At 66.0% G+C, this 24808-nt stretch carries 25 protein-coding genes, 1 tRNA gene and 1 other RNA gene; 18 read left to right on the top strand and 9 right to left on the bottom strand.

Annotated elements, in window-relative coordinates:
- Nucleotides 1-24: 24 nt before the first annotated feature.
- A complete protein-coding gene (locus ACZ5BT_RS09085; protein ID WP_464885810.1) occupies nucleotides 25-1464 on the top strand; it encodes an ATP cone domain-containing protein in 1440 nt (479 codons plus the stop codon).
- Complete coding sequence (locus ACZ5BT_RS09090) at nucleotides 1461-2441, top strand: S41 family peptidase (protein ID WP_464884274.1); 981 nt, start codon at nucleotides 1461-1463, stop codon at nucleotides 2439-2441. Before ACZ5BT_RS09085 ends, ACZ5BT_RS09090 begins: the two co-directional genes overlap by 4 nt.
- Here the strand turns inward: ACZ5BT_RS09090 and ACZ5BT_RS09095 are convergent.
- The 4 genes from ACZ5BT_RS09095 to ACZ5BT_RS09110 are packed head-to-tail and all read right to left on the bottom strand — an operon-like array spanning nucleotide 2423 to nucleotide 5126.
- Nucleotides 2423-2737, bottom strand: coding sequence for a hypothetical protein (locus ACZ5BT_RS09095; protein ID WP_464884275.1), 315 nt, complete (start codon nucleotides 2735-2737; stop codon nucleotides 2423-2425). The two genes, ACZ5BT_RS09090 and ACZ5BT_RS09095, sit on opposite strands and share 19 nt — an antisense overlap.
- Complete coding sequence (locus ACZ5BT_RS09100; protein WP_464884276.1) at nucleotides 2734-3039, bottom strand: hypothetical protein; 306 nt, start codon at nucleotides 3037-3039, stop codon at nucleotides 2734-2736. The genes ACZ5BT_RS09095 and ACZ5BT_RS09100 overlap by 4 nt, the downstream gene beginning before the upstream one ends.
- A gap of 10 nt (nucleotides 3040-3049) precedes the next feature.
- The gene (gene thrC / locus ACZ5BT_RS09105) at nucleotides 3050-4105 is read right to left on the bottom strand and encodes a threonine synthase (protein WP_464884277.1); all 1056 of its coding nucleotides are present in this window, start codon (nucleotides 4103-4105) and stop codon (nucleotides 3050-3052) included.
- A gap of 1 nt (nucleotide 4106) precedes the next feature.
- Nucleotides 4107-5126, bottom strand: coding sequence for a homoserine dehydrogenase (locus tag ACZ5BT_RS09110; RefSeq protein ID WP_464884278.1), 1020 nt, complete (start codon nucleotides 5124-5126; stop codon nucleotides 4107-4109).
- Between the two features lie 58 nt (nucleotides 5127-5184).
- Here ACZ5BT_RS09110 and ssrA point away from each other — a divergent pair.
- Both ssrA and ACZ5BT_RS09120 read left to right on the top strand, forming a co-directional pair.
- Nucleotides 5185-5538: a transfer-messenger RNA gene (gene ssrA, locus ACZ5BT_RS09115) on the top strand.
- 49 nt (nucleotides 5539-5587) lie between these two features.
- Nucleotides 5588-6913 carry an APC family permease gene (locus ACZ5BT_RS09120; RefSeq protein ID WP_464884279.1) on the top strand — a complete coding sequence of 442 codons (1326 nt, stop codon included), beginning with the start codon at nucleotides 5588-5590 and terminating at the stop codon, nucleotides 6911-6913.
- Here the strand turns inward: ACZ5BT_RS09120 and ACZ5BT_RS09125 are convergent.
- Nucleotides 6867-8027 (bottom strand): M24 family metallopeptidase, encoded by a 1161-nt coding sequence (locus ACZ5BT_RS09125; protein WP_464884280.1) that lies wholly within the window; start codon nucleotides 8025-8027, stop codon nucleotides 6867-6869. The genes ACZ5BT_RS09120 and ACZ5BT_RS09125 overlap by 47 nt on opposite strands.
- 84 nt (nucleotides 8028-8111) lie before the next feature.
- Between ACZ5BT_RS09125 and ACZ5BT_RS09130 the strand changes: the two genes are divergently transcribed.
- Nucleotides 8112-8447, top strand: a complete 336-nt coding sequence (locus tag ACZ5BT_RS09130) for a HesB/IscA family protein (protein ID WP_464884281.1) — start codon at nucleotides 8112-8114, stop codon at nucleotides 8445-8447.
- 49 nt (nucleotides 8448-8496) lie between these two features.
- On the opposite strand, the gene ACZ5BT_RS09135 is transcribed toward ACZ5BT_RS09130, so the two are convergent.
- Nucleotides 8497-8572, bottom strand: a tRNA-Trp gene (locus tag ACZ5BT_RS09135).
- 149 nt (nucleotides 8573-8721) lie between these two features.
- Between ACZ5BT_RS09135 and ACZ5BT_RS09140 the strand changes: the two genes are divergently transcribed.
- On the top strand, nucleotides 8722-10428 hold the full coding sequence (locus ACZ5BT_RS09140; RefSeq protein ID WP_464884282.1) for a lytic transglycosylase domain-containing protein: 1707 nt from the start codon (nucleotides 8722-8724) through the stop codon (nucleotides 10426-10428).
- Here the strand turns inward: ACZ5BT_RS09140 and mnmA are convergent.
- Nucleotides 10355-11455: a tRNA 2-thiouridine(34) synthase MnmA gene (gene mnmA / locus ACZ5BT_RS09145; RefSeq protein ID WP_464884283.1), complete on the bottom strand. Its 1101-nt coding sequence runs from the start codon at nucleotides 11453-11455 to the stop codon at nucleotides 10355-10357. The genes ACZ5BT_RS09140 and mnmA overlap by 74 nt on opposite strands.
- Nucleotides 11456-11580: 125 nt before the next feature.
- On the opposite strand from mnmA, the gene ACZ5BT_RS09150 reads away from it, so the two are divergent.
- On the top strand, nucleotides 11581-11934 hold the full coding sequence (locus ACZ5BT_RS09150) for a DUF488 domain-containing protein (protein ID WP_464884284.1): 354 nt from the start codon (nucleotides 11581-11583) through the stop codon (nucleotides 11932-11934).
- 72 nt (nucleotides 11935-12006) lie between these two features.
- Here ACZ5BT_RS09150 and ACZ5BT_RS09155 read toward each other — a convergent pair whose 3' ends face one another.
- On the bottom strand, nucleotides 12007-12846 hold the full coding sequence (locus ACZ5BT_RS09155) for a DUF1385 domain-containing protein (RefSeq protein ID WP_464885811.1): 840 nt from the start codon (nucleotides 12844-12846) through the stop codon (nucleotides 12007-12009).
- A gap of 102 nt (nucleotides 12847-12948) precedes the next feature.
- Here ACZ5BT_RS09155 and ACZ5BT_RS09160 point away from each other — a divergent pair, with 102 nt between their 5' ends.
- From ACZ5BT_RS09160 to mobA, 4 genes are all read left to right on the top strand, one after another.
- On the top strand, nucleotides 12949-14394 hold the full coding sequence (locus tag ACZ5BT_RS09160) for a leucyl aminopeptidase (RefSeq protein WP_464884285.1): 1446 nt from the start codon (nucleotides 12949-12951) through the stop codon (nucleotides 14392-14394).
- A gap of 64 nt (nucleotides 14395-14458) precedes the next feature.
- Nucleotides 14459-15184, top strand: a complete 726-nt coding sequence (locus ACZ5BT_RS09165; protein ID WP_464884286.1) for an RNA methyltransferase — start codon at nucleotides 14459-14461, stop codon at nucleotides 15182-15184.
- On the top strand, nucleotides 15184-16773 hold the full coding sequence (locus tag ACZ5BT_RS09170; RefSeq protein WP_464884287.1) for a sensor histidine kinase: 1590 nt from the start codon (nucleotides 15184-15186) through the stop codon (nucleotides 16771-16773). The genes ACZ5BT_RS09165 and ACZ5BT_RS09170 overlap by 1 nt, the downstream gene beginning before the upstream one ends.
- Before the next feature lie 4 nt (nucleotides 16774-16777).
- Complete coding sequence (gene mobA, locus ACZ5BT_RS09175; RefSeq protein WP_464884288.1) at nucleotides 16778-17332, top strand: molybdenum cofactor guanylyltransferase; 555 nt, start codon at nucleotides 16778-16780, stop codon at nucleotides 17330-17332.
- Between the two features lie 13 nt (nucleotides 17333-17345).
- On the opposite strand, the gene ACZ5BT_RS09180 is transcribed toward mobA, so the two are convergent.
- Entirely contained in the window at nucleotides 17346-18701 is a 1356-nt protein-coding gene (locus ACZ5BT_RS09180) for an MBL fold metallo-hydrolase (protein WP_464884289.1), read from the bottom strand.
- A 65-nt stretch (nucleotides 18702-18766) separates the two neighbouring features.
- Here ACZ5BT_RS09180 and ACZ5BT_RS09185 point away from each other — a divergent pair, with 65 nt between their 5' ends.
- From ACZ5BT_RS09185 to pstB, 7 genes are read left to right on the top strand one after another with little or no spacing between them, the layout of a single operon-like run.
- The gene (locus ACZ5BT_RS09185; RefSeq protein ID WP_464884290.1) at nucleotides 18767-19429 is read left to right on the top strand and encodes a response regulator transcription factor; all 663 of its coding nucleotides are present in this window, start codon (nucleotides 18767-18769) and stop codon (nucleotides 19427-19429) included.
- Nucleotides 19426-20340, top strand: coding sequence for a sensor histidine kinase (locus ACZ5BT_RS09190; protein WP_464884291.1), 915 nt, complete (start codon nucleotides 19426-19428; stop codon nucleotides 20338-20340). The genes ACZ5BT_RS09185 and ACZ5BT_RS09190 overlap by 4 nt, the downstream gene beginning before the upstream one ends.
- Before the next feature lie 11 nt (nucleotides 20341-20351).
- Nucleotides 20352-20999, top strand: coding sequence for a phosphate signaling complex protein PhoU (phoU, locus tag ACZ5BT_RS09195; protein ID WP_464884292.1), 648 nt, complete (start codon nucleotides 20352-20354; stop codon nucleotides 20997-20999).
- 47 nt (nucleotides 21000-21046) lie between these two features.
- Complete coding sequence (gene pstS / locus ACZ5BT_RS09200; RefSeq protein ID WP_464884293.1) at nucleotides 21047-22105, top strand: phosphate ABC transporter substrate-binding protein PstS; 1059 nt, start codon at nucleotides 21047-21049, stop codon at nucleotides 22103-22105.
- Between the two features lie 49 nt (nucleotides 22106-22154).
- Nucleotides 22155-23099, top strand: coding sequence for a phosphate ABC transporter permease subunit PstC (gene pstC, locus ACZ5BT_RS09205; protein WP_464884294.1), 945 nt, complete (start codon nucleotides 22155-22157; stop codon nucleotides 23097-23099).
- On the top strand, nucleotides 23096-23935 hold the full coding sequence (gene pstA / locus ACZ5BT_RS09210) for a phosphate ABC transporter permease PstA (RefSeq protein ID WP_464884295.1): 840 nt from the start codon (nucleotides 23096-23098) through the stop codon (nucleotides 23933-23935). Before pstC ends, pstA begins: the two co-directional genes overlap by 4 nt.
- Entirely contained in the window at nucleotides 23935-24699 is a 765-nt protein-coding gene (pstB, locus tag ACZ5BT_RS09215; RefSeq protein ID WP_464884296.1) for a phosphate ABC transporter ATP-binding protein PstB, read from the top strand. The genes pstA and pstB overlap by 1 nt, the downstream gene beginning before the upstream one ends.
- Nucleotides 24700-24808 lie beyond the last annotated feature (109 nt).

Here is a 24808-nt window from a genome sequence, read left to right on the forward strand (position 1 = left end):
AGGCGGGATCTGAGGCGTTCGATGATGGACCGGGGTTTGGAGGTACAAACCAAACGGGGCTACCGCTGGCCTTTTTCAAAGGGCCTGGTGACCGAGTCGCTCATCCGGGCCGGGCTCGATGCCGAGGAGGCCAGCGCCCTCGCGCACGCCGTCGAGGCCTCGCTGCTCATGGAGGGTCGGCGTGTCGTGCACGTTGAGGAGCTCAAAAGACGCATCGCGAACGAACTGCGCCGGCGCGGGTTTGCCGAAGTAGCCTCGCGTTTTGCGCAGCAGACCCAGAGTTTCGAGGAGGTCGTCGTCGAGGACGAGGAGGGGAGCCGGCCCTTTTCCAAGGGGCTGTTGGTGCGAAGCCTCGAGGACGTCGGCTTTTCCCTGCGCGAGGCCTACGAGCTCGCGAAAAGCGTCGAGCAGCGGCTCCGGGCCGAGGGGATCTCGAGGATCTGCGGGCAAAACCTCGAGGCGGTCGTCGCCGAAGAGATCGAGCGGCGCTACGGGCCCCAGGCCAGCGCCCGCTACCGCGAACGGCTGCGCTTTATGGGCTCGGTCTTCGTCGCCGAACCCGAGGGTGAGCCCCGGGTCCCCTTTTCCAAGGGGGTTTTGGCCCAGTCGGTTATGAGCGCCGGGCTCAGCCCCGAACGCGCCTACCGCATCGCTCGCGAGGTGGAGCGGGCGCTCTCTGAGTCGGGGAGGAAGGTCATCACCCGTGACCAGCTGCGCGATATCGTCTACCAGCGCCTGGTCGAGGAAGCGGGGGAGGAGATCGCCCGCCGCTACCTGCTCTTGCGGATGGCCCGGCGTCTCGATCGTCCCCTGCACATCCTCATCGGGGGCGTGACCGGGGTAGGGAAGAGCGCCCTAGCTTCGGCCCTCGCCTGGCGGCTCGGGATCACCCGCTTGATCAGTTCCGACAGCGTCCGGGAAATCTTGCGTTCGACCGTGCCCAAAGACCTCCTGCCAACCCTTCACGTTTCGACCTTCGAGGCCTGGCGGGTCCTGGCCTGGGGCGATGAGGATGAAAAACCGACGCCGGATCGGGTCTTGCGCGGCTTTTTGGACCAGGTTTCCCGGGTCGCGGTCGGGTTGCGGGCGATCCAGGCCCGGAGCGCCCGGGAGGCCACCTCGATGGTGATGGAAGGGGTCCACGTGTTGCCTCACCAGCTCGACCATCCCGACCAGGATTCGGTGATCCAGGTTCCGATGATCGTGGTTTTGACCGACGAGGAGGTGCACCGCTCCCGATTCCTCCTGCGGGAGCGCGAGACCGGCAAGAAGCGTTCCCGAGCCCGATATTTACGCCACTTTCAGGAAATCCGCTGGATTCAGGACTATCTCCTGGAGATCGCCGAGGCGGCAGGAATCCCCATCATTCCCGGTGAAAGCCACGATAAAGCGGTTGAAAAGGGGCTTGAGGTTTTGGTCGAACGGCTCGCGAACGTGCCTCCGCTGCGGGAGGTCCTCGAGTGAGGCGCCGGTTCTGGCTGGGGGTGGCTCTTTTGCTCCTCTTCCCGGCCTTCGCCGCCCCGGGAACCGGCGCCGACTCGACCCCGACGTACCGGGAGCGGCTTCAGGTCGCCTGGCGGCTGGTCCACGATCTTTACTACGATCGAACCTTCGGCGGCGTCGATTGGGAGGGGATTCGACAGACGTACCTCCGGCGCGCATCGACGGTGAGCTCTTGGAACGAGCTCTACGACCTCATCGACGAGATGTACCTCCAGATTGGCGATGGGCATACCCGCTTCCTCTCACCGCAGGCGGCTGCGGGACTGCTCGGCCAGGGGGCCTGCTACCCGGTGCCCTATCCCGAGGTCTGGCAGCGTCCGGCCCCGCCGGTCCAGGCTGGGGAAGGAAGGGCGGGGGCCTCGAGGGCGTGGGCGCCGCCCGAAGCCCGGCGGATGGGGGATATCCTCTACCTGAGGCTGCCCGAGCTGGTGAGCGCTGAGGCCTATGCCACCCTGCGCCGGGCCATCGCGGCAGAGCCGGGGGTGCGGGGCTACGTCCTTGATCTCAGGGGCAACCCCGGCGGGCTCGCGCTGCGCATGGCTCAGGTGGCATCGCTCTTCATGCGTGGCTGGCCCTGGCGACTGGTGGTTCGGGGCAGCGCGGCGATGCCCCAGCCGACCATTCCCTTTTGGGGGAAGCCGGAGGCGAGCGCGGCGCTGGCGGTGCTCATCGACGGTGGAGTGAACTCGGCCGCCGAGGGTCTGGCCGGTGCGCTCAAAGATGCGGGACGGGCGCGGCTCTTCGGCCAGCCTACCGCCGGCAACACCGAGATCGTGCTCCCCTATTGCTTCCCCGAGGGGGCGGTGGCCCTGGTCGCCGCCGGCGTCCTTGCGCCGATTTCGGGGCCAACCTGGGAAGGGCGCGGCGTCCAGCCCGACGTTTTCGTCGAGCCGGAGTCGGCGCTCGAGGCGGCGATCGATTACTTGCGCAGCCGGTGAGCGATGTAGGGGGCGATCAATCCGGTGAGGTAACCGGTGAAAAAGCCACCGGGGCTTGCCTGTTGGTTTTTGAGGTACACGGGGGCGACGAGCTCCAGCGCCCCGATCAAGACCACGAAGACCACCATGAGCGGGACCAAGTGGGGCCGGGGGCCACCGTAAACGAAGGTGCCGGCGCCGATCATGAGCCCCACCGCGTAGGCCGCGCCTTCGTGATTGGGGTTGATCAGCGCCCAGTAGACGAAGAGCAGGGTCCCCGCCCAAACCAGGGTTCGGCTCAGCCAGGCAGGTTTCATGGCCGTCGGGCACCCTTGAAGATCAGGGCGATCTGGGCCAGCGCCAGGCCCACCCCGCCCCAGGCGACTTCCGGTTCCTGACCCAAGGCGCCGAGGATGACGCTGACGAGGCCGATCACCAGGAAGATGACGGCGTAGCGCGGGTTCACGGTGAGGCCGAGGAACAAGGCCACAAAAAACCCGCCGAGCCCGGGCGGCATCCCGCTGGCGAGGGCGACCGTGAAGTAGAGCACAACCAGAGTGATGGCGAGCCCCACGTAGTAGGCGCCGGGGAAGGGCTCGCGCGACCGCTTCGCTTCCATGCTCTTGAGTCTACCCAAGTCCCGCCGCGCGGGCTACCGCCTCGAGGCTGGCCGCGACGACCCCGGGGAGCTTGGCTTCTCGCTCGGCGGTTTGGGGATCTTTGAGTCCGTGGCCGGTGAGGGTAAGGACCACCCGGCTGCCCTCGGGGATTCGCCCGGTTTTGAGCCAGCGCCAGACCCCGGCCAGGGCAGCGGCGCTCGCGGGTTCGACGAACACCCCCTCGCTCGCCGCCAGGTAGCGCCAGGCGGCGAGGATTTCTTGGTCGGAGACCGCTTCGATGGCGCCGCCCGACTCGTCTCGGGCCCGGATTGCCCCTTCCCAGCTGGCCGGATTGCCGATGCGGATGGCCGTGGCCACGGTTTCCGGTCGGGCGACGGGGTGCCCCTTGACGATGGGGGCCGCCCCTTCGGCTTGAAAGCCGAGCATCCTGGGGCGTTTGGGGATCAACCCAGCTTCGAAGAGCTCGGTGTAGCCGAGCCAGTGGGCGGTGATGTTGCCCGCGTTCCCGACCGGCAGCGCGTGGAACTCGGGGGCGTCGCCGAGAGCCTCCACCACCTCGAAGGCAATCGTCTTTTGACCCTGAATGCGGTAGGGGTTGAGCGAGTTGACGAGCGCGACGGGGAAGGCCTCGGTGAGCTCCACCACGATGCGCAGGGCGTCGTCGAAGTTGCCGTCGATCTGGATCAACTCCGCCCCGTGGGCCAGGGTTTGGGCCAGCTTGCCGAGCGCCACCCGACCGGCGGGGAGGACGACGATGGCCTTGATTCCGGCGCGGGCGGCGTAGGCCGCGGCCGAGGCCGAGGTGTTTCCGGTGCTCGCGGCCGCCACCGCCTCGGCGCCGGCTTCCACGGCTTTGCTGACCGCCAGGGTCATCCCCCGATCCTTGAACGACGCGGTCGGGTTCAGTCCCTCGTACTTGGCGAAGAGCGTGATCCCCCTGGCGGTGGCCTCGGGCGGGCCTTTGAGCGGGATCAGCGGGGTGTCGCCCTCGAAGAGCGTGATCACCGGGGTCTTTTCGGTGACCGGGAGCCGGTCCCGGTAGCGTTCGATGAGCGGCCGCTTCACCTTAGACCTCCTCGAAGTGAGCTTGGTGCTGGGTCGGGGCCGCGATCGGGGCCGGGAGCGGGGTGTGTCCGGGGAGGCCCTCGAGGAACCGGATGAGGTCGGCCAGGACCGCGCTGGCGGTGGCCGCGCCGCCCGCACCCGGCCCCTTGATCAGGACCTCGCCCACGGCGTCGCCCCGGTAGAGGAGGGCATTTTGGACACCGTGGGAAAAGAGGGGATGGGTTGACGGGACCTTCACCGGACGGACCTTTGCCTGCCACTGGCCGTTTTCGCCAAAAAGGCTCGCGACCAGACGGATCGGCGTGCCCTGGTCCGCGGCCTCCATGACCTCTCGCGCGTGGAGGTGGGTGATCCCGCGGGTGTTCGACCGGACCGCCTCCCAGGGGAATTCGGGATCGACGAGGAGCCGCGCCAGCACGGTGAGCTTGTGGGCGGCGTCGATTCCGGCCACGTCGAAGAGCGGGTCCTCTTCGGCGTAGCCCTTTTGCTGGGCTTCCCGGAGCGCTTCGGCAAAGCCGTGCCCGGCTTCCATGCGCGAAAGGATGTAGCTCGAGGTGCCGTTCAAAATCGCGTGGAGCTCGAGCGTACGGTTCCCCTTGAGTGCGTCGGCAGCGAGGCCAACGGCCGGTGTGCCGGCCATGACCGCGGCTTCGTAGTAGAGCATGCCGTCTTCGGCAAAGGGCCTGAGCGCGTCCCAGGCTTCGGCCAGGAGGGCTTTGTTGGCGGTGATGACCGGGAGTCCCTGTTCCAAGGCGTACTCGACCAGTTCGTGGGCGCGTTCGGTGCCGCCGATGAGCTCGACGACCAGGTCGGCCTCATCCAGCAGGGCGCTCGGGTCGGTGGTCAGGAGGTTCCTCGGAACCCATTCGGGCCTGGGCTTTTCGGCGTCACGAACCAGGATTCCGGTGAGCTCGAGGTCTACCGAGAGGGCCTCGAGGCGATCTCTGTGTTCATCGAGCAGCTTGAGAAAATATGCGCCGACCGTGCCGGCGCCCAGAAGGGCGATGCGAAGGCGATCCATATCGGGATTATACGGAGCTTCGGGAGGGAAGCCCCGGTGTGGTAGAATGAGGTTGCCTGGGGGCGATCCTGGGTTCGACGGGGGTCACCGAAGGTGCGGGTGCGAGCCGAGGTGCGGGTGGCCTCGTAAAAAACCCGCAAGCTGACAAGTGCCAACGACAACGGCACCTACGCTCTGGCGGCTTAATCCCCGCCAACCCGTCGGATAGCCTGCCGGGGGCTCATCTGACGGGTTCCCAAAGCCCGGCTGGCCGAGGCGACGCCCTCTAAGCCTCGGCGAGACCTCAAGGGGGCTCGGCCCTGACCGCCTGTCCGTGGGCCAAGTCAGGGCGACACTGAGTACGCGGACTACGCTCGTAGATCCCCACCGGAGGGGCTCTCGGACGCGGGTTCGAGTCCCGCCGCCTCCACCAAAGCCCGGCCAAGCGCCGGGCTTTTTTTTGATGGTGGTAGAAAAGGGGTATGAAAAAGCTCAGCCTGCTCGAGGTCGTCGCGCTCGCCGTGGGGACGATGATCGGTGCCAGCATCTTCACCATGCTGGGTCTCGGCGCCGAGATCGCCGGCCGGAACCTGCCCTTGGTCTTCGTCCTCTCGGGATTGCTGGCGTTTTTGGTGGGGTATTCCTACGCCAAGCTTGGTTCGCGGATCGTTTCCAACGCCGGGCCGATCTCCTTTGTCGTGGCCGGGTTTGGCGACGGTGTGGTCAGCGGGGCGCTCGCGATCTTGATGTGGTTCACCTACGTCGTCTCGATTGCCCTTTTTGCCAAGGGATTCAGCGGTTACTTCCTGCCGCTCTTCGGGCTGCCGCTCTCTCCCTTGGGGCTGGGCCTAACCGAGACCGGCGCCATTTCGCTCTTCGTGGCCCTGAATTTTTTCGGGGCCAAGTCGGTGGGGCGGGCTGAGTTTTGGATCGTCGTGGTGAAGCTCTTCGTGCTCGGGCTCTTCGTGGTGGTTGGCTTGGGTGCGGTGCGTCCGGAGTGGATCGCGCCCAGCCTCGACGCCGCGCACCTCGGGGCGACGCTCTCGGCGGTGTCGATTTTCTTCCTCTCCTACATGGGCTTTGGCCTGGTCACCAATGCCAGCGAGGCGGTGGAAAACCCCGAGCGAACCGTGCCGCTTGCCATCTATCTGGCGATCGCGATTGCGGGTGTGGTGTACGTCCTGGTCGCGGTGGTGGCGGTGGGGACCCTTCCGCTTTCCGATTTGATCCAGGATCAGGAGTACGCCCTGGCCCGGGCCGCCGAGCCGACGCTGGGGCGCTTCGGTTACGTCTTGGTGTCGGTGGGGGCGTTGTTTTCGATTGCCTCAGCCTTGAACGCCACCCTCTATGGCGGGGCCAACGTGGCCTATGCCCTGGCCAAGGATGGCGACTTACCGGAGGTCTTTGAGCGAAAGGTCTGGTTTGGGACCACCGAGGGCCTCTACATCACCGCGGCATTGGGGCTCGTGCTGGCCCTGGGCTTTGACCTCGCGGGGATTGCGGGCATGACGAGCACGGTGTTCATGGTGATCTACCTCTTCGTCATCGCTGCCCACGGGCACTTGATCGCCAAAGGGCAGGTTCCCGGCCGGATCGTGGTGGTGACGTTGGCCTTCCTGGCGGTTTTGGTGGCGTTCTTTGCCCTTGAGTCCTACCAGTGGCGAACCAGCCCGGCGGCATTCTGGACCACCCAGCTGGCTTTCGCCCTGGCGCTGGTTCTCGAGGCCGTCTATCGATCCACGCGGGGCCGGAAGCTTTCCCTCAGGGGGATCCCAGGATCTCCAGGTTTGACTGGACCTCGGTCGTGACCACCGGGCCGCTGGCTTCCAAGAACACATCGATCTCGCTCCGAATGCCAAAGGGGCCCGGATACACCCCAGGTTCAACGGTAAAGGCAAGCCCGGGGATGAGGGGTCGGGTGTCGTGGGTTTCCAGGTCGTCGAGGTGCGTTCCGCCGCCGTGGGGGCTTCGCCAGCCCAGGTGGTGACCGGTGCGGTGGCGGATCGCGGTCTCGAACCCGTGGTCGCGTAAGACCTCCCGCGTGGCCCGGTCGACTTCGAAGCCCAGCGGGTAGCGCCCGGCGGCGTAGGCTTCCCGCACATAGGCGACCGCGCGGTCGCGCGCTTGCTTGACCGTCTCGAACGCCCGGACAACTTCCTCGCCGGGCGCCCAGGCCGCCATCCAGGTGATGTCGGCGTAAGGGCCACCGGCGGTTTTCGCCCACACGTCGAGCAAAACGACCTCGCCTGGCGCGAGCCTGGCGTCGGTGGCCTCGCTCGGCGCGTAGTGCGGGCTCGCCGCGTGGGCACCGAAGGCCACGATTGGCGGATGGTCCGTTTGCAGGCCCCGTTCGGAGAGCACCCGGAGCATCTCGCGCTGGATTTCGAGTTCGCTCGGCGGGTCTTCCGGCAGGCGTCGCCGCAAAAGCTCGAGGGCGGCGTCCTTTGCCGCGAGAACGCCCAGGGCCGCCTCCAGATGGGCGCGGTAGGCCTTTTGATCCCAGGTTTGGAACTGGAGGAGGACCATGGCGTCGGAGACGACCTCGACGCCGAAGCTGCGGATGAGTTCGATCGTACCGCCGTCGATTCGGGAAAGGTAGGGGATGTGCCCCCCGGGGCTGTAGGTCATCGCCACCCGGGAAAAGGGTTCGAGCGCGGCAGCGAGGGCGGTTCGAAGCTCGCTCCAGCTCGTGTAGCGCACGACCTCGCCCGTAAGGCGAGGGGCGAGGTGGTCGGCCTCGATGGTGTGGGCGATGAGCACTGGTTCGCCGTGGTCGGGAACCAGGTAGAAAAACCGCCTCGTGAGGTGGAGATCCTCAAGGCCGAGGGCCTCGAGCACCGCCGGGTTCTGACCCGCGAAGTCGTAGGCCAGCCAGGCGTCGGCGCCGGTTGCTTGGAGTCCCTTTTGAATCTTGGTGATCACGCTTTCAGTGTAACCGGGGTCATACACGCTTCAGGCGTTCACCTGGGATAGTTGGTGGCAGAGGGGTATGAAAGGGAGGGTGCGATGATCGAAGTGACCCCAAGGGCATTGCTTGAGGCTCAAAGCGTTCTTCAGCGCCTGGGTGCCAAGCAGGCGGCGATTCGGATTTTGGTTAAGGAAAAGGGTTGCAACTGTTCGCGCTACCGGATGGCGATCGACGACGAGGTGAGGGAAGGGGACCGGGTCCTTGAGATCGAGGGCGTCCGATTTCTCTTCGACCCCAAAAGCGCGGCCGCCCTCGAGGGCGGGGTGCTGGATTTTGTCGATGAAGGCCACCGGCGGGGGTTCGTCATTCACGGGGGCGCCGAGGCTGAGCACCACCATCACCACGATGGGGGATGCGGCTGCGGCCACCACTGAACCACACGAAGAAAAACGAAAACCGCCCAGCGCGTTGCTGGGCGGTCTTTGGCGGGCCGTGGAGGACTCGAACCCCCAACCCCCGGTTTTGGAGACCGGTGCTCTACCAGTTGAGCTAACGGCCCCCGTGCCAAGGGGGATTTTAGCACGGGGGCTCCAGCTTGGCTAGGGGAGTGCCCGTCTGTTTTTCGGCGAAGGGTGGTGCCTTTCGAGCGTCGTCCCGTCCAAGGAAAAGCCGCCAGCCCCGCTCGCGCCTATGCCGTACCTTGGAGGTGTGCGCCGAGCCGCCGCCCTTTTTCTCCTGGTGCTCGCCGGCCTCGCTCTGATGCTTTGGCGGGTGAAACCGGGCGCCACCGGCCTACCCGAGCCGTATGACGCGTTGGTGGTGGCCTTGAAGGCGCGTGACGTCGAAGGTCTTCGCAAGCTCGCTGAGAGCGATGCCTACGCCCGCGTGGTGGCGGCCAGGGCGTTGGCAGAGTTGCCCTCTGTTCCGCCTGGTGAACGCCTGAAGTACGTCCAGGTGGTCACCGATTTCGAGGGCAGGCACGCTTACGCCTGGGCGGCGGCCCGCTACGAGGCCCTGGGCGAGTTGGACCGGGCGGCGGCGCTTTGGGTACGCCTTTTGCCCGAGGCAAAAGCGAAGGAAGCGCTTTCGCGCCTTGCCGATTCGGGAAGCTTGGTGGCCCTCGAGGGTTTGCTCAAGGCACGGGCCTTTTCCAAGGTGTTGGCGCTCGCGCCTCGCAATCGACCTGACCTGAGAGCCCGGGCGTTGTTGGGACTCGGGCGGTTGCGCGAGGCGCTTGCCCCCCTCCGGGATTGGGCTCAAGGCTCCCGGGCCGGTGGTCTGGCCCTGGCCGACAGCCTTTGGGCCCTCGGTGAGCGCCGGGCTGCCCTCGATCTTTACCAAAGGCTCGGGGGCGCTGCCGGCGCTTGGGGCGAGGCCCGCATCTACCAGGCCGAGGGCAAGGTCCAGGCCGCCGTTTCCGCCTACCTGAACGCCGGTGCGAGGGGGCAATTCGCCGCCGCGGGGTTGCTCGAGGCCACAGACCCGCTGCGGGCGATTGGCCTTTACCTCGAGCTCGCAAGCGGGCGGTCGCGATACGCCGACGACGCGGCGTTTCGGGCCTGGGTGCTCGCTGGCCGGCTGGGGCGGGACGACCTCCGTCAGCAGGCCTATGACCGGCTGGGCGGCGGGCTCGGGCTGCTCGCGGGGAAACCCTTGGCCCCGATCTCGGTCCGTCCTCGAACGCTGCCCCCCCCGGCTGGCCTGGACACCGTCCGGTCGCTCCTTGGCGCCCGCCACAAGGCGTGGGCTTCGGGCGAGGTCCGTTGGCGCGGGCAGAGGGCCGAAGGGGAGGCGCGGCTTGGTTGGGCCTGGGCTTTGTATGCGCTCGGCGACGTCCGCGGTGCGATGCAGCTGGCGGTTGGGCTTGAAGGGCGGGAGGCGATCTTGCTCCGCTATCCGCGGCCCTACCTCGATGCGGTGCGGCGGGAGGCCGACCGGAACGGGATCGACCCCTGGCTGATCTACGCGGTGATGCGCACCGAATCGGCGTTCGATCCCCGGGCGGTGAGTCCCACTGGGGCGAAGGGGCTGATGCAGTTCATCGATCCCACCTGGCGCGAGGTCGCTGGCTGGTTCGGGGAGTCTCCGGGCGACCCCTTTGACCCCGAGACCTCGATCCGCTACGGCGCACGCTACCTGGCGTGGCTGCTTCGGTATTTTGGCGGCCGCTTACCGGAAGCGATCGTGGCGTATAACGGTGGTCCCGGCTACGTCCGTCGCGGGATCAGCGCCCACGGCAGCTTTGAGGATTTCCTGCGCTTTGCCCGCGACGAGCCCCGGGAATACCTGGCCAAGGTGATGGCCAGCTACAGCATTTACCGCGCGCTCGCGCCCCTTTCCTTTAGGCCCCCACAGTTCGCGGCGCGTCTTGCCGATCTTGCTTCAACGCGAGGAGGTTTTCCCTCGCCTTTTTGATGATGGCCCCGCCGAGGAGTTCATCCCCGTTGTAAAACACCGCCGATTGCCCTGGGGTGACGGCGAAGACCGGCTCGCGGAACGCCAGGGTCAAGGCGTCTTCGCTGACGTTTACCACCCGGGCGGCGACCGGGCGGGCCTGGTACCGGATCTGCACCAGGATTTCCTCCGGCCATGACTCGAGGGGTTGGATGGCGTTCAGGGCCACGCCCTCGAGGCCGAGCCACATCGCTGCCTCGCGCGGTCCTACGTAGAGCGTGTTGTGTTCGATGTCCACCCGGACCACGTAGCGGACGCGGTGGCTTTGGTAGAGGCCGAGGCCGCGTTTCTGGCCCACGGTGTAGAGGTGGGCCCCCTGGTGCTGGCCGATCACTTCCCCACTCAAAAGGTCCACCACCGGCCCGGGGGTTCCCCCGAGCCGCTGGAGCAGGAAGTTCTTGGGGCTTTGTTGGACGAAGCAGAGGTTTTGACTCTCGGGCGTTCCGGCGACCACCAGGCCGTGAGCTTCGGCGATGGCACGGATTTCGGCCTTGTGCATTGATCCGAGGGGGAAGAGGGTTCTCTCCAACACCCTGCGCTCGATGGCCCAGAGGAAGTAGCTCTGGTCCTTTCGGCGGTCGCGCCCCCGGAAAAAGCGCGCCTCCCGGCGTTCCAGGTAGTGGCCGGTGGCGATGTACGCGGCGCCGATCCGATCGGCCACCTGCAAAAGCCCGCTCAGTTTGACGAATGGGTTGCAGCGGACGCAGGGGTTTGGGGTCTGGCCCCGGGCGTGCGCCTCCAGGTAGGGCTCGATGACCTGCCGCCGGAAGATTTCCTGGGCGTCGACGACGACGAAGGGGATGCCAACCTGCCCGGCCACCCGCGCGGCCCGGGCCTGGGCCGCGGTGTTGCAACAGGAATTTTCCGCCTCGCCGGACTCGAGCTTCAGCATGACCCCGACCACGTCGAAGCCCGCGTCTTTGAGCAGCAGGGCCGCGACGGAGGAATCCACCCCACCCGACATGCCGAGGACCACCCGATCGCTCACGAGCTCTCAGTCTACCTGCTGGCGGGTGGCTACAAGGTGAGCTCGATCGGCGGTTCCCTGGGCCGGTGCTTTTGCGCACGGCGCATTGAAAAAGCGCGCTGGAACCCCTTAGCCTCGAGAAAGCGATGGAACTCAAGGTCAAGCGGGCCTACGAACCGCCGGATCCGTCTGACGGCGTGCGCATCCTGGTGGACCGCTACTGGCCAAGGGGGTGTTCGCGATCAGCCCTGCGGATTGATCTCTGGCTCAAGTCGGTCGCCCCGTCGGAGGATTTGCGACGTTGGTTTTCCCACGACTGCGAGCGGTGGGAAGCCTTTAAGGCCAAGTACTTCGCCGAGCTCGATCGAAATCCCGAGGCCCTGAGGCCGGTTCTGAGTGCTTTGGCGAAAGGCCCGGTAACCCTGATCTACGCCGCTAAAAACGAACGCTGTAACCACGCCCGGGCGCTGGCGGAATATTTGCGAAACCGGGGCGCTTAAATAGACCGCCGTGGCAAAGGCCACGGCGGGGCCCCAGGGAAGGTTAAAAGACCGAAAATCTGGCGTCGGTGCTCAGGCCACCAGGCGTTCGCGGTCGGAGGTGCCGAGCGCGGCCTTGGTGCTCTCGATGGCCACCTCGATCATGTCGTCGGTGGGCTCGTCCACGGTGAGCGCCTGGAATTGAAACCCGAGCCAGCGCAGCGCCCGGCTGAACGGGTCGTCGTGGGACGAGGAGTAGCGGAGCATCTCGAAGGCGACCGCCGCGACCAGCGGCAAGAGCACCACCCGCCCCGCCAGCCGCCACCAGAGAATTTCGGCGTGGGGCAAAAAGCTGTAGACGAAGATCGAGGCCACGATGACGAAGGCGATGAACGTGGTCCCGCACCGGGGGTGAAAGCGGGGCTGGGCCCGGACATTTTCGACCGTCAGCGGCAGGCCGAGGCTGTAGGCGTGGATGGCCTTGTGTTCGGCGCCGTGGTACATGAGGAAGCGCCGAGTATCCTCGAAACGGCGGAGAAAGAGGAGGTAGCCGACAAGGAGGCCGGTTTTGATGAGGCCGGCGACGCCGTTGTAGAGCCAGGGGGCGTTCTTGGCGTCGGTAAAAAGCCCGGCGACGAACGCCGGCAAAACGATGAAGAGCAGGATGCCGACCGCCGTACTCAGGGCCATCGTGGCGTAGAGCGAACCCTTGCTCAGCGCGGGCCCGTCGTCGCCTTCGGCGAGCTGGGCGCTTTTCGCCAGTGCGGTGTAGGAAACCGAAAGCGCGTCAAAAAGCGCGATCACCCCTCGAATGAGGGGCCAGCGCGCCCAGGCGTAGCGGGAGGCGAGCGAGGCTTCCTCGTGGCGCTCGACGTGGATTTCTCCGGAAGGGAGGCGGACCGCGAGGGCCCATGCATCCGGGGCTTTCATCATCACGCCCTCGAGGGCGGCACTTCCACCAATCTGCTTCACGCCCGTATTTTCCTATGTTTCGCCCCTTTTGTCGAGGAATTTTTGCATGCTATGCTCAAAACCATGATGAAGATCGATATACGTTCGGCCCGGCGTCCGCTTGAGGCGCTTCCTGCCCGCATGCGGGCCGTCGGCGTGGTGGCTGGAGCGCTCACCGAAGAAGGCCTGGCGCTCGACGAGACGCTTGGCGGACAGCTGAGCGCGACGCTGAGGCGCAGCAAGTTCAAGGGCAACGTGGGGGAAACCCTCACCCTGGCCCAGGGAGAAACCTTCGTGCTCCTGGTGGGGCTTGGTGGCAAGCGTGGGGTGTCGGCGGACCGCGTACGCCGCGCCGGGGCAGTGGTGGCCCGGGAAGCGCTTCGCCTGAAGGTGCGGGAGGTGGCGGTCGAAAACTTCTTCGCCGACCGTTTGGGCAAGGCGGAGGCCAGCTATGCGCTGACGGAAGGGCTCTACCTCGGCAGCTACCGCTTCGTGAAATACAAATCCGGCGAGCGCGCGCCGCGGGTTCGTTACTGGATCGCCCGTGGCCGGGGACGCTCGGTGGCCGAAGCCCTGGTGATGGCCGAAGCCACGGCCTTCGCCCGCGACCTGGTCAACGAGCCCCCCAATGTCCTGACGCCCGAGGCGCTCGCCGAGCGGGCCCGGCGCCTGGCCGAAGCGTCGGGGTTGGAGATCGAGGTTTTGGGACCGGAAGAGATGGAGGCCCTGGGCATGGGGGCGTTGCTCGCGGTGGCCCGGGGCTCGTCGAACCCGCCCCGCCTGATCCACCTCACCTACCGCCCGGAAGTGAAGCCGAGGCGCAAGGTGGCGCTGGTGGGCAAGGGACTTTGCTTCGATACCGGCGGCTATTCGCTGAAGCCGACCGACTTTATGAAGCACATGAAGGGCGATATGGGTGGCGCGGCTGCCGTGCTCGGGGCCATGCAGGCCATCGCCCGTCTCAAGCCCGCGGTCGAGGTCCACGCCTACGTCGCCGCCGCCGAGAACAAGATCAGCGGGTCGGCCTACGTGGTCGACGAGGTCATCCGGGCCATGAACGGCAAGACCATTGAGGTCAAGAACACCGACGCCGAGGGGCGCCTCACGCTGGCGGACGCTCTGGTCTACGCCGGCCGGGAGGCTCCGGATGCGATCGTGGAGCTCTCCACCCTCACCGGAGCGGCGGTGGTGGCGCTCGGGAAGGACATCGCCGGGCTTTTTGCCACCGACGAGCGGCTCGGCGAGGCGCTGCGGAGCGCCGGGGCGGTTGAGGGCGAAAAGCTCTGGCCCATGCCTTTGGAGGAGGATTATAAGCAGCTTTTAAAAAGCGACGTGGCCGATATCGCCAACGTAGGGAACCGGGAAGGCGGCGCCATCCAGGCTGCTTTGTTCCTCACCGAGTTCGTCCGCGATCCCTTCGTGCACATCGACATCGCCGGTCCCGCGTTCCAAAAGCAGGCCTGGGCGCTCGGTCCGGCGGGAGGAACGGGTTTTGGCGTGCGCACGCTCGTGCGCTGGCTTTTGAGCTGATTCGCCGGCCGTGCCCTTCGGGTCTCTTTCCGGGCAACCGGCAAGGGGCCCGAAGGGCTTTAAGATGGTTGCCGTGGAGCACGTACGCGTGGTTCTCGTCGGCACCCAGGAATCCGGCAATCTGGGCATGGTGGCCCGGGCCATGAAAAATTTTGGCCTGCGCCGTTTGGTGCTGGTTTCACCGGAAGCCAGGGTGAACGACGAGGCCTTGAAGTTCGCGGTCGGCGCCCGCGACGTCCTCGAGGGCGCCACGGTCGTCGACGACCTGTCCCAGGCCCTGGCCGGGGTCGAGCTTTGTGCCGGGGCCACCGCGAGGGCGAGAGAGGTCTACCCGGGAACGCTCATGACCCCGAGGCAGGCCGCGCCCATCCTGCGGGGGGCGGCCGAGGAAGGGCTCGAGGTGGCTCTCGTTTTCGGGCGCGAGCGATCGGGCCTGACCAACGATGAACTCGCCCGCTGCCACCATGTGCTGCGCATTCCCACCGCCCCCGATTTCAAAAGCCTGAACCTGGCCCAGGCGGTTTTGGTCGTGGCCTATGAGCTTTTTTCGGCCCGATCCGAGCCCTTCACCGCGCCCAGGCCGGCGCCGGTCGAGGGCCTCGAGGCCTTCTTCTCCGATTTTGAGACCATGCTGCTCGAGATCGGCTATGCCGACGAAAAGCGTATGCCCCACGTCATGCGCACCTTTCGCCGCATCTTCCACAAGGCCTTGCTGACCCCGAACGAGCTGGCCATGCTCCGGGGCCTGGTGCGCCAGACCAGGTGGGCGGCTGGGCGTGGAGGCGGGTGATGGTACCCCAGGAGAGCTTAAAAGGCCTTGCCCGCCGGGTACGGGCGGCGCGTTTGATCCTTCCTCCCATCATCGGGCTCTTCGTGCTCGTCTTTCAGTTCACCCTGCGCGGTAGCCTTTCCGACCCCCACGCCTTTTGGTTGATGCTTGGGTTTTATGGCCTCATGGGGCCGTTCGTGGTGTACCTGACGCTTGACTGGATCTCCGATGAGCTCAGGGCCAGAGAGCAGGCCGAGCAGGCGCTGCTCGAGGCCAACCGCCGGCTCTCGGCGGTGCGAACCGTGGTGCACCGGGCTCTTGAGGCCGAGAACCTCGATGAGGTCATGCGGGCGGTCGCCGAGGCCATCCGCGAGGCCCTGCACGGCGAGGTTGCCCTCGAGCTGGAAGACTTTCGCTACACCACCGCCGGCTTTCCCCCGGGAGGGTGCGACGCGCCCGGGGTGATCTACGTTGATCTTCCCCGGAGTGGGGGAAGGTTGTGCTTCGTTGGAGAGGCCGAGGCGAGCTTTCTGGAGATCCTCGCCGGCGAGGTGGACTCGGTCATCGAGGCCGCCCAGGCCCGAACCCGCGATCTCCTGACCCTTTTTGAAGTCGACGAGGCGCTGCGCGCCGAAGCCAATTTGGAAAAGCTTCTCGATCGCCTCCTCGGACGCATTTTGGAGTGGGCGGGGGCCGAGGGGGGCGCCGTGTACCTGCTGGATGAGGGCGGGGTGCTCAAGCTCTGGGCCTCGGTGGGTTACGCGCCCGGGCGCAGGGCGTTCTTGCCTCAGGGGCCGTGGCGCGACGCCCTCAGGCGGCCGGTCTTTCTCGGTCCGGGGCGTTTGGCCGTGCCCCTTGGGGATAAGGATCCGGTGGGGGTGTTGCTTTTGCTCGGCGAGCACCAGCGGCTGAAGAGCGAGCTGCCGTTCCTGAAACTCCTCGCTTCGCAGGTGACCCTCGCGGTGCGAAACGCCCAGGCTTACCTGCGGGCCGAGGAGCTCGCCATTCACGAGGAGCGCACGCGCATCGCCCGCGAGATCCACGATGGGCTTGCCCAGGCGCTGGCCTTCATGGCCTTGAAGCTCGATTTAGCCCAGCGTTTGCTTTCCAAGAACCCGTCCCGGGCCGAGCGGGAGATGCAAAGGGTGCAGCAAACGCTCAGGGAGCAGATCCGCGAGGTCAGGCGGTCGATCTTCGCCCTTCGGCCCATCGACCTCGAGCGCTACGGCTTTCTCGAGTCCTTGCGCCGGTACGCCGAGGCCTTTGCTGAGCAGGCTGGATTTCGCATTCAGGTCGATGTTCCCGCCGAGGTCGATCTGACTCAGGCGTCGGAGCTGGCGCTCTTTCGGGTGCTCCAGGAAGCGCTCAACAACGTTGCCAAGCACGCTCGTGCCCATCAGGTGCGGGTGAGGCTCGATCCCCTCCCCGAAGGGGGTGCGAGGCTCGTGGTCGAGGACGACGGGGTGGGGTTTGACCCGCAGGCGGTGCCCAAGGAGGGGCATTTTGGTCTCGCCCAGATGAACGAGCGAATCCTCGCCCAGGGCGGGCGCTTTTCGGTCGAGAGCGCGCCCGGCTCCGGGACACGCGTGGTGGCCGAGGTTCCGGGGTAAGACGATGACATTTTCCGGCGCAGTCCTCGCGGGCGGGCGTTCGGCCAGGTTCGGGGCCGATAAGGCTCGCTTCATCTGGCGGGGGAAACCGCTCATGCAACATGTCCTTGAGAGCCTGGAGGAGGCCGATGAGCGCTTCATCGTCGCTAACCGCCCTTACCCCGAGTTCGGCCTCCCCGTTTATCCCGACGTCATCCCCGGAGGCGACTCCCTTTCGGGGCTCCATGCGGCGCTGCTTTATGCCCGATCGCCCTGGGTTGCGGTGGCGGCCTGCGATCTGCCCCGGCTCGACGCCCGCTTTTGGCGGCGTCTCCTCGAGGCCCGCGGCCAGGGACTGGCCGTGGTCGCGCTGGGGCCTTCGGGCTACCCCGAGCCTCTGGCGGCGCTGTATTCCAAGGCGGTGCTCCCGATCGTGACCCGCCATCTTCAGCAGGGAGAGCTGCGGGTCGGGGCGGTGCTCGAGGCCGCCCAGGCGGTGCGCGTTCCCTGGGAAGCGCTCGCTGGCGATTTCGACCCCGACCTCTTCGCCAACGTCAATACACCAAGCGATCTCCCGTGAACCCGGCGCGGCTTTAGGCCCCAATGGGTATGGCCTGGCCGAACTCGGCGAGCGTGGCGCGTTTTTTTCGTTCCGAAAGACCGCTCGCCAGGCGCTCGAGTTTGTCGGCCTCGCCGTGCACCAGCACCACGTTCGAGGCCACCTCGAGCCAGTCGAGGAGTTCGTCCCGGTCGGCATGGCCGGAAAACCCACCCAGGGTGTGGATCTCGGCCCTGACCGGGACGGTGTGCCCGTGGATGCGGATAGGGGTTTCCCCGTCGATCAGACGCCGCCCGAGCCCACCGCGGGGTTGATAACCGACCAGGATGAGGCTGGCCCGGGGGTCGGGGAGATGGTGCCGCAGGTGGTGGAGGATTCGCCCACCGCTGAGCATCCCGCTGCCGGCGATGATGGTGGCTGGGCCCTCGAGGTCGTTGATCGCTTTCGATTCCTCGACGCTCGTGGTGTGGTGGAGGTGCTGGGGCCTGAAGGGGTCGATGCCCCTGGCGTAGAGCTGCTGGACTTTAAACGAGAAGGCCCCTCGTACGCGCTCGAAGACCTCGGTCACCCGGGTGGTGAGCGGCGAGTCGACGTAAACCGGGTGCACCGGAATTCGACCCGCGGATTCGAATTCGCGGAGATAGAAGAGAACTTCCTGCGCGCGTTCCATGGCGAAGGCTGGAATCAGCACCTTGCCCCCGCGTCCCAGCGCCCGGGCCATGACCTGCGCGAACTCTTCCAAGGTGGCCTGCAAGGGTTTGTGGTTTCGGTCGCCGTAGGTCCCCTCCGAGACCACGAGATCGGCCTGGGGCGGGTAGTCGGGGTCGGGCAGGACTTCCTTACGGCGGTTCCCCAGATCGCCGGAGAAAACCACCCGTCGCCCCCCGACCTCAACCACGACGATGGCCGAGCCCGGCAGGTGGCCGGCATTTCGGAATTCGATCTCAAACGGGCCCACGGCGAGTCGCTGGTAGTAGGGCCAGGGGGAAAAGCGTTCGTAGAGCGCGTGCAGGTCGTCTTCGTTCCAAAGCAGCTCGGGGGCTTTTTTGCCTTTCCGCTCGGCACGGTGGATTTCCTCGAGCATGAGCTTCAGGGCGTCCTCGAGGATCGGGCGAGCGAGCAAAAGGGTAGGTTCGGTGGCGTAGACCGGCCCCCGGTAGCCCTCGCGTATGAGCCGGGGGAGCCGTCCGATGTGGTCGAGGTGGGCATGGGTCACCACCACTGCCTCGACCGCTCGCGGGTCAAAGCCGAACGGGGCGTGGTTTTGGGCCTCGGCCTCGCCCTGATAAAGACCGCAGTCGATGAGGATCCGCGTCCCTTTGTAAGTGAGGAGGTGGCAGCTTCCGGTGACGGTTTTCGCCGCCCCATAGGCGGTCAGCGTTGGTTCCATGGGACCAGTCTATGCCGGTGCCGATGACAAGGCCATGACGCACCCGCGCTAGACTGAACTTGGACGTGGCGCGGGTACTGGTGGTTGAGGACGAAGCGAGCGTGCGCATGGGCCTCAGGCTCGGGCTCGAGGGCCGGGGTTTTCACGTGATCGAGGCCGAAAACGCCGCTCAGGCCTGGCCCCGTTTGGCGGAGTGCGACGTCGTGGTCCTCGACTGGATGCTCCCCGATGAGCCGGGCGTGCGTTTCCTCGAGCGTTTGCGCAAGAGCGAAGCCTATGCCGATCTCCCGGTGCTGATCCTGACCGCTAAGGCCAGGGAGGTTGATCGTGTCGAGGGGCTTGAACGCGGCGCCGACGACTACCTCACCAAACCCTTTTCGTTGGCTGAGCTGGCGGCCCGGCTTAAGGCTTTGCTGCGGCGGTCGGGGCGGAAAAACCGGCTGGTGTTCGGGGCCCTGATCCTCGACCTCGAGGCGGCCGAGGTCCATTTGGGCGGGCAGAAAGTGGGGCTTACCCGTCGCGAGTTCGATTTGCTGGTGTTTTTGGCCCGCCATCCGGGACGGGTCTTCGATCGCGAGACCCTGCTCGATGCGGTGTGGGGGGTGGAGTACTTCGGCACCCCGCGCACCGTGGATCAGCACGTGGCCCAGCTCAGGGAAAAGTTGGGGCCTTCCTGGATCGAAACCGTACGCGGCCGGGGCTATCGTTTCCGGGGAGAGGAATCTTGAGCGATCGAACCTTGATTTCGGCCTGGGAGTCAGCCTTTGAGGGGCTCGTCCTCCATGAAAAGGGCCATGTCGTCTACATCAACCCGGCGGCCAGCGCCCTTTTGGCGGTCGATCGCGACCGCGTCGCGGGTAAGCCCCTCCTCTTTGCCCTGCGCGATCATCGGCTGGCTGCCATAGCCGCGAGCGGGGGAGAGGGGCGGGTCGAGCTCGGTGGGCGGATCCTCCTGGTCCGCGCTGTCCCGGGGGCGCTCTATTTGCTCGATGTCACCGAGAGCGAGCGCGAACTTTCCCGAACCCGGCTCGCCCGAGAGCTCCTGGCCCACGAGCTGCGCACGCCGGTGGCTGGAATTAAAGCCCTGCTCGAGGCCCTGGACCAGGACCCAAAGCGCCCTGAGCGCGACGCCATCCTCGAGCTGGTGCGCAAGGAGGTCCTGCGCCTCGAACGGCTGGTGCGGGGAGATGCGCTGGGTTTCGGTGTTCCGCCGTGGCCCCTCGCCAGTCTCCGCGAGCGGCTCTTGCGCTTAGTGCCCGAGGCGGCCTCGGTCGAGTTCTCGCTTCGACACGAGGTCGTGGTCGAGGAAGACGCGGTGTTTCAAATCCTCCTCAACCTGGTGGAAAACGCGCTCAAGTACGGCAAGGCGCCGGTTTCGGTCACCAGCGAGGTGACCGAAGAAGGGCTCCGGATCGAGGTGCGGGATGCCGGGCCCCCGCTTTCGGACTACGAGCGTTTGTTTCAACCCGGACAGCGCGGGGTCCACGCCGCGAGCGTGCGGGGGAGCGGTCTGGGACTTGCCATCGTACGCCGGATCGCCCGGGGGCTCGGGGGCGACGCGTACGGGCGGCGGATTGAGGGGAAAAACGCGTTCGGTGTGGTGCTGCCGGCGGCGGTGCTGGCGGAGAGAAATCCTTAGGAGGGAAAGGTATGCGAGAGGTTTTGGACCGGGAACTCGCTTCGATCAGCGAGAAGTTCCTCACCATGGCCAGCATGGTGAAGGAGATGGTCAAGCTGGCGAACGCGGCGCTGGTTGAAGCGGACATTGAGAAGGCGAGGGCGGCGATGGCCATGGACGCGGAGGTGGATGGCCTCGAGGCCAGGATCGACGACGAGGCGATCGCCACCATCGCCCGTCACCAGCCTGTGGCCGGTGACCTCCGCTTCTTGGTGAGCATCCTCAAGGCGGTGACCGACCTCGAACGCGCGGGGGATTACGCCGCCCACGTGGCCGAGGACGCGATCGTGCTGGCCAAGGAACCGCCGCTCAAACGCTACGTGCTGTTGCCGCGGATGGCGGAGCGGACGGCGATGATGATCGAAAGCGTGGCCAAAGCGGTGGCCGAGCACGACGTCGAGGCGGCGCGCGGCGTGCTCCTTGCCGATGACGAGGTGGACGACTCCTACGAGCAGATTACCCGGGAGCTGATCACCTACATGCTCGAGGATCCCCGCACCATCTCCAAGGCGCTGGTCCTCCTCAGGGTGGCGCGGAGCTACGAACGCCTCGGCGACCACCTGGAAAACATCGCCGAACGGGTCATCTTCTGGATCACCGGAGAGACGCCGAACCGCTGACAGGGCCATGACATAGGGGCATTACCTTGACGGCGGAGGTGAGGTTGTTGAAGACGATCGCAGCACGCGCGCTTGGAATCCTGACCCTGGCGGTAGGGCTGGCGCTGGCTCAGGGCGTGGCCCTCACCGGGGCCGGGGCCACCTTTCCCTATCCCCTCTATGCCAAGTACTTCGACGTCTACAGCCAGGAGACGGGGGTCCGTGTCAACTACCAGTCGATCGGCTCCGGCGGAGGGATCCGCCAGCTCCTCGAGCAGACGGTTCAGTTCGGCGCCTCGGACGCCCCGCTCTCGGACGCGGAGCTCAAGAAGTTTGAAGACGCTTACGGAACCAAAATTCTGCACATCCCGACCGCGCTCGGCGCCGTGGTGCCGACCTACAACCTGCCCGGTCTGACCCAGCCCTTGAAGCTGAGCGGCCCGATTTTGGCCGAGATCTTCCTGGGCAAGGTGACCACGTGGAACGATCCGAAGATCGCGGCCTTGAACCCCGGCGTTTCGCTCCCGCCGTTGCCCATCACCGTGGTTCACCGCTCCGACGGGTCGGGCACCACCTACATTTGGACCGAGTACCTGGCAAAGGTCTCGCCTGAGTGGAAGACCAGGGTCGGGTTTGGCAAAAGCGTGGCCTGGCCGGTCGGACTCGGTGGGAAGGGGAACGAAGGCGTGGCCGGGCTCGTGCGCCAGGTCCCCGGGGCCATCGGTTACAACGAGCTCATCTACGCGATCCAGAGTAAAATCCCCTACGCTGCGGTCAAAAACCGTTCGGGCCGGTTCATCCTGGCCAGCCTGGAGTCGGTGAGGGAAGCCGCGAACCTCGATCGCATCCCCCAAGACACCCGGGTCTCGCTCACCGATACCCCGGCCGAGAACGGCTATCCGATCTCGAGCTTCACCTGGCTGCTCGTTTACCAGGACATGGCAAAGAACCGCGCGGTGAAGGATGTGAGGGTGGCCAAGGCCGTGCGCGATCTTCTGTGGTGGGTGATCCACGAGGGACAGCAGTACAACGAGCAATTGCACTACGCGCGTTTGCCGGAAGTGGTGGTGCGGGTGAGCGAAAAGAATATCGCATCGCTCAGGTACGGCAACCAGCCCTTGCAGTAAGCGGAAAGCGGCGGGGGCGGATCGCCCCCGCCCTGACGCTGGAGGTGGCATGCCGCACTGGCTCTACCGAAAACTCGGCGATCGGGTCTTTGCCTGGGTCGTCCTTTTGCTCGCTTTTGGCGTTGTTCTGGCGGCCCTTCTCGTGGCTTTTGAGCTTTTGCGAGGGGGGTGGCTGGCGTTTCGCACCTTTGGCTTTTGGAGCTTTTTGACCGGGCGGGAGTGGAACGCGGTGAGCGAGCGCTTCGGTGCCTGGCCGCCGCTATTGGGCACCCTCCTCACCAGCGCCGCCGCGCTCGTCCTGGCCTTTTTCCCTTCCCTGGCGGCGGCCATCTTTTCCGTCGAGTACGCGCCGCGATGGTTGCGTGAGCCGCTTGCGTTCATGGTTGACTTGCTCGCGGCGCTCCCCAGCGTGGTCTACGGTCTTTGGGGCATCTTCGTTTTGGCTCCGCTGGTTCGCAATGCCTTCGAACTGCCGCTCTTTACCTGGGCGGCGGCAGAGGCCCCTTGGCTGGTGCCACTCCTCGGTCCACCGACCGGTATCGGACTTCTTTCCTCGGTGCTGGTGCTGGCCCTCATGATCGTTCCCTATGCGAGTTCGCTGGCCCGGGATGCTATCGATTTGGTTCCAAAAGAACAGAAAGAGGCCATGTACGCCCTGGGTGCCACCCGCTGGGAGGTGGTGCGATTGGTGATGGTTCCCTACGCCCGCGGCGGAATCTTCGCCGGCGTGGTCCTCGCCCTGGCCAGGGCCCTCGGCGAGACCATGGCCGTGACCATGCTGATCGGCAACAGCGTGCAGCTGCCATTCACCTTCTTCGGCCCCGCTGCCACCATGGCCAGCGCCATCGCCAACGAGTTCACCGAGGCGACGGGAGACCTCCACCTCTCATCGCTCCTGGCGCTGGGGTTCGTGCTCCTCCTGATCGCACTCCTAACCAACCTCGGCGCGAACCTGGTTCTGGCCCGCTTGCGCTCGAAGGAGGTAACGCGGTGAACCTACGACGGAGGCGCCTCCGCGACGGGCTGATGGTGAGCCTTTTGCTCCTGGGGACGCTTTTGGTGTTGCTGCCACTGGTCATGATCCTCGTCTACGTCTTTGTTCAGGGAATCGGGGCTTTGGATTGGAACTTCTTTACCCAGCGACCGAAGCCGCCCGGCGAAACGGGCGGCGGCATGCTGCCGGCGATCGTGGGCTCGTTGATCATCGACTTCATCGCGCTTGCCATTGCCGCGATCTTCGGGCTCGCGGCCGGGGTCGTTCTGGCCGAGTATCCCGATCACCGCTTGAACCCCCTGCTCAGGCTGGTCTCCGACGTCATGGCCGGGCTCCCCGCGATTCTTATGGGGCTCGTGGCCTTTGCCCTGGTGGTCAGACCGATGGGGCATTTTTCGGGGCTCTCGGGCGCGGTGGCGCTGGCTTTGCTCATGATCCCGATCATCGCCCGAGCCACGGAAGGGGTACTGCGGCTGATCCCCTGGGAACTCCGCGAGGCGGGGCTGGCCCTCGGGCTCCCCAGGTGGCGGGTCATCCTGAATCTGGTACTCCCGGCGGCGAAGGGGGGAATCCTGACCGGCCTGATGCTGGCGCTCGCTCGAGGCGCAGGGGAGGCGGCGCCGCTTTTGTTCACCGCTTTCGGCAATCCCTTCCTCGTCTTTGACCCCTTGAAGCCCATGGACACCCTACCCCTGAAGATCTTCGTCTACGCGGTCTCGCCTTATGAGGACTGGCATCGTCAGGCCTGGGGCGCTGCCCTTCTCCTGGCATTTTTGATCATGATTTCGAGCTATCTCGCGCGCCGGGCGCTTCGTGCCCGCGGGCAAGGAGGTTGATGGGATTGCAGCTTCGCATGGAGACCAGGCAACTCAGCGTCTATTACGGTAAGACACCTGGTGTCAAAGAGGTTTCCCTCCCGATTTACGACCACCAGGTCACCGCCCTGATCGGCCCCTCGGGCTGCGGCAAGACCACCTTCTTGCGCGCCCTCAACCGCATGCACGACCTCACGCCAGGGGCGCGGGTCGAGGGCGAGGTGCGCCTTGATGGCCAGGACATCTACGCCCCGGAGGTCGACCCGGTGGTCGTTCGCCGGCGGGTGGGGATGGTTTTCCAGCGGCCAACGCCCTTCCCCACGATGAGCATTTTCGACAACGTGGTGGCGGGGCTGCGCCTGGTGGGCGAGCGAAATCGCGAGCGCCTTAGGGTAGCGGCTGAGCGGGCCCTCAAGGCAGCGGCGCTTTGGGACGAGGTCAAAGACCGGCTCTCCGAACCGGCGGTGGGGCTTTCCGGCGGGCAGCAGCAGCGTCTTTCGATCGCCCGGGCGCTGGCGGTTGAGCCCGAGGTGCTGCTGATGGACGAGCCGACCAGCGCCCTCGATCCGATCTCGACCCAGGCCATAGAAGATCTGCTCGGCACGCTCAAAAACCAGGTCACCATCGTCATCGTGACCCACAACATGCAGCAGGCGGCCCGGGTATCCGACCACACCGCGTTCTTCCTCAACGGAGAGATGGTCGAGTTCGGCCCCACGGAAAAGATCTTCACCAACCCCTCCGATCCCCGGACCGAGGCCTACATCACCGGGCGGTTTGGTTAAACCCCGTCGGAGCTCGTCGGGGCCAATCGCGGTCGGCTGCGTTTTTGCAACCGGTGACTCTAAGAATTTGTGACCTGGTGGTCACCTGGCCCTGGGACGGCGGGGTAAA

This window comes from Vulcanithermus mediatlanticus (assembly GCF_055385885.1).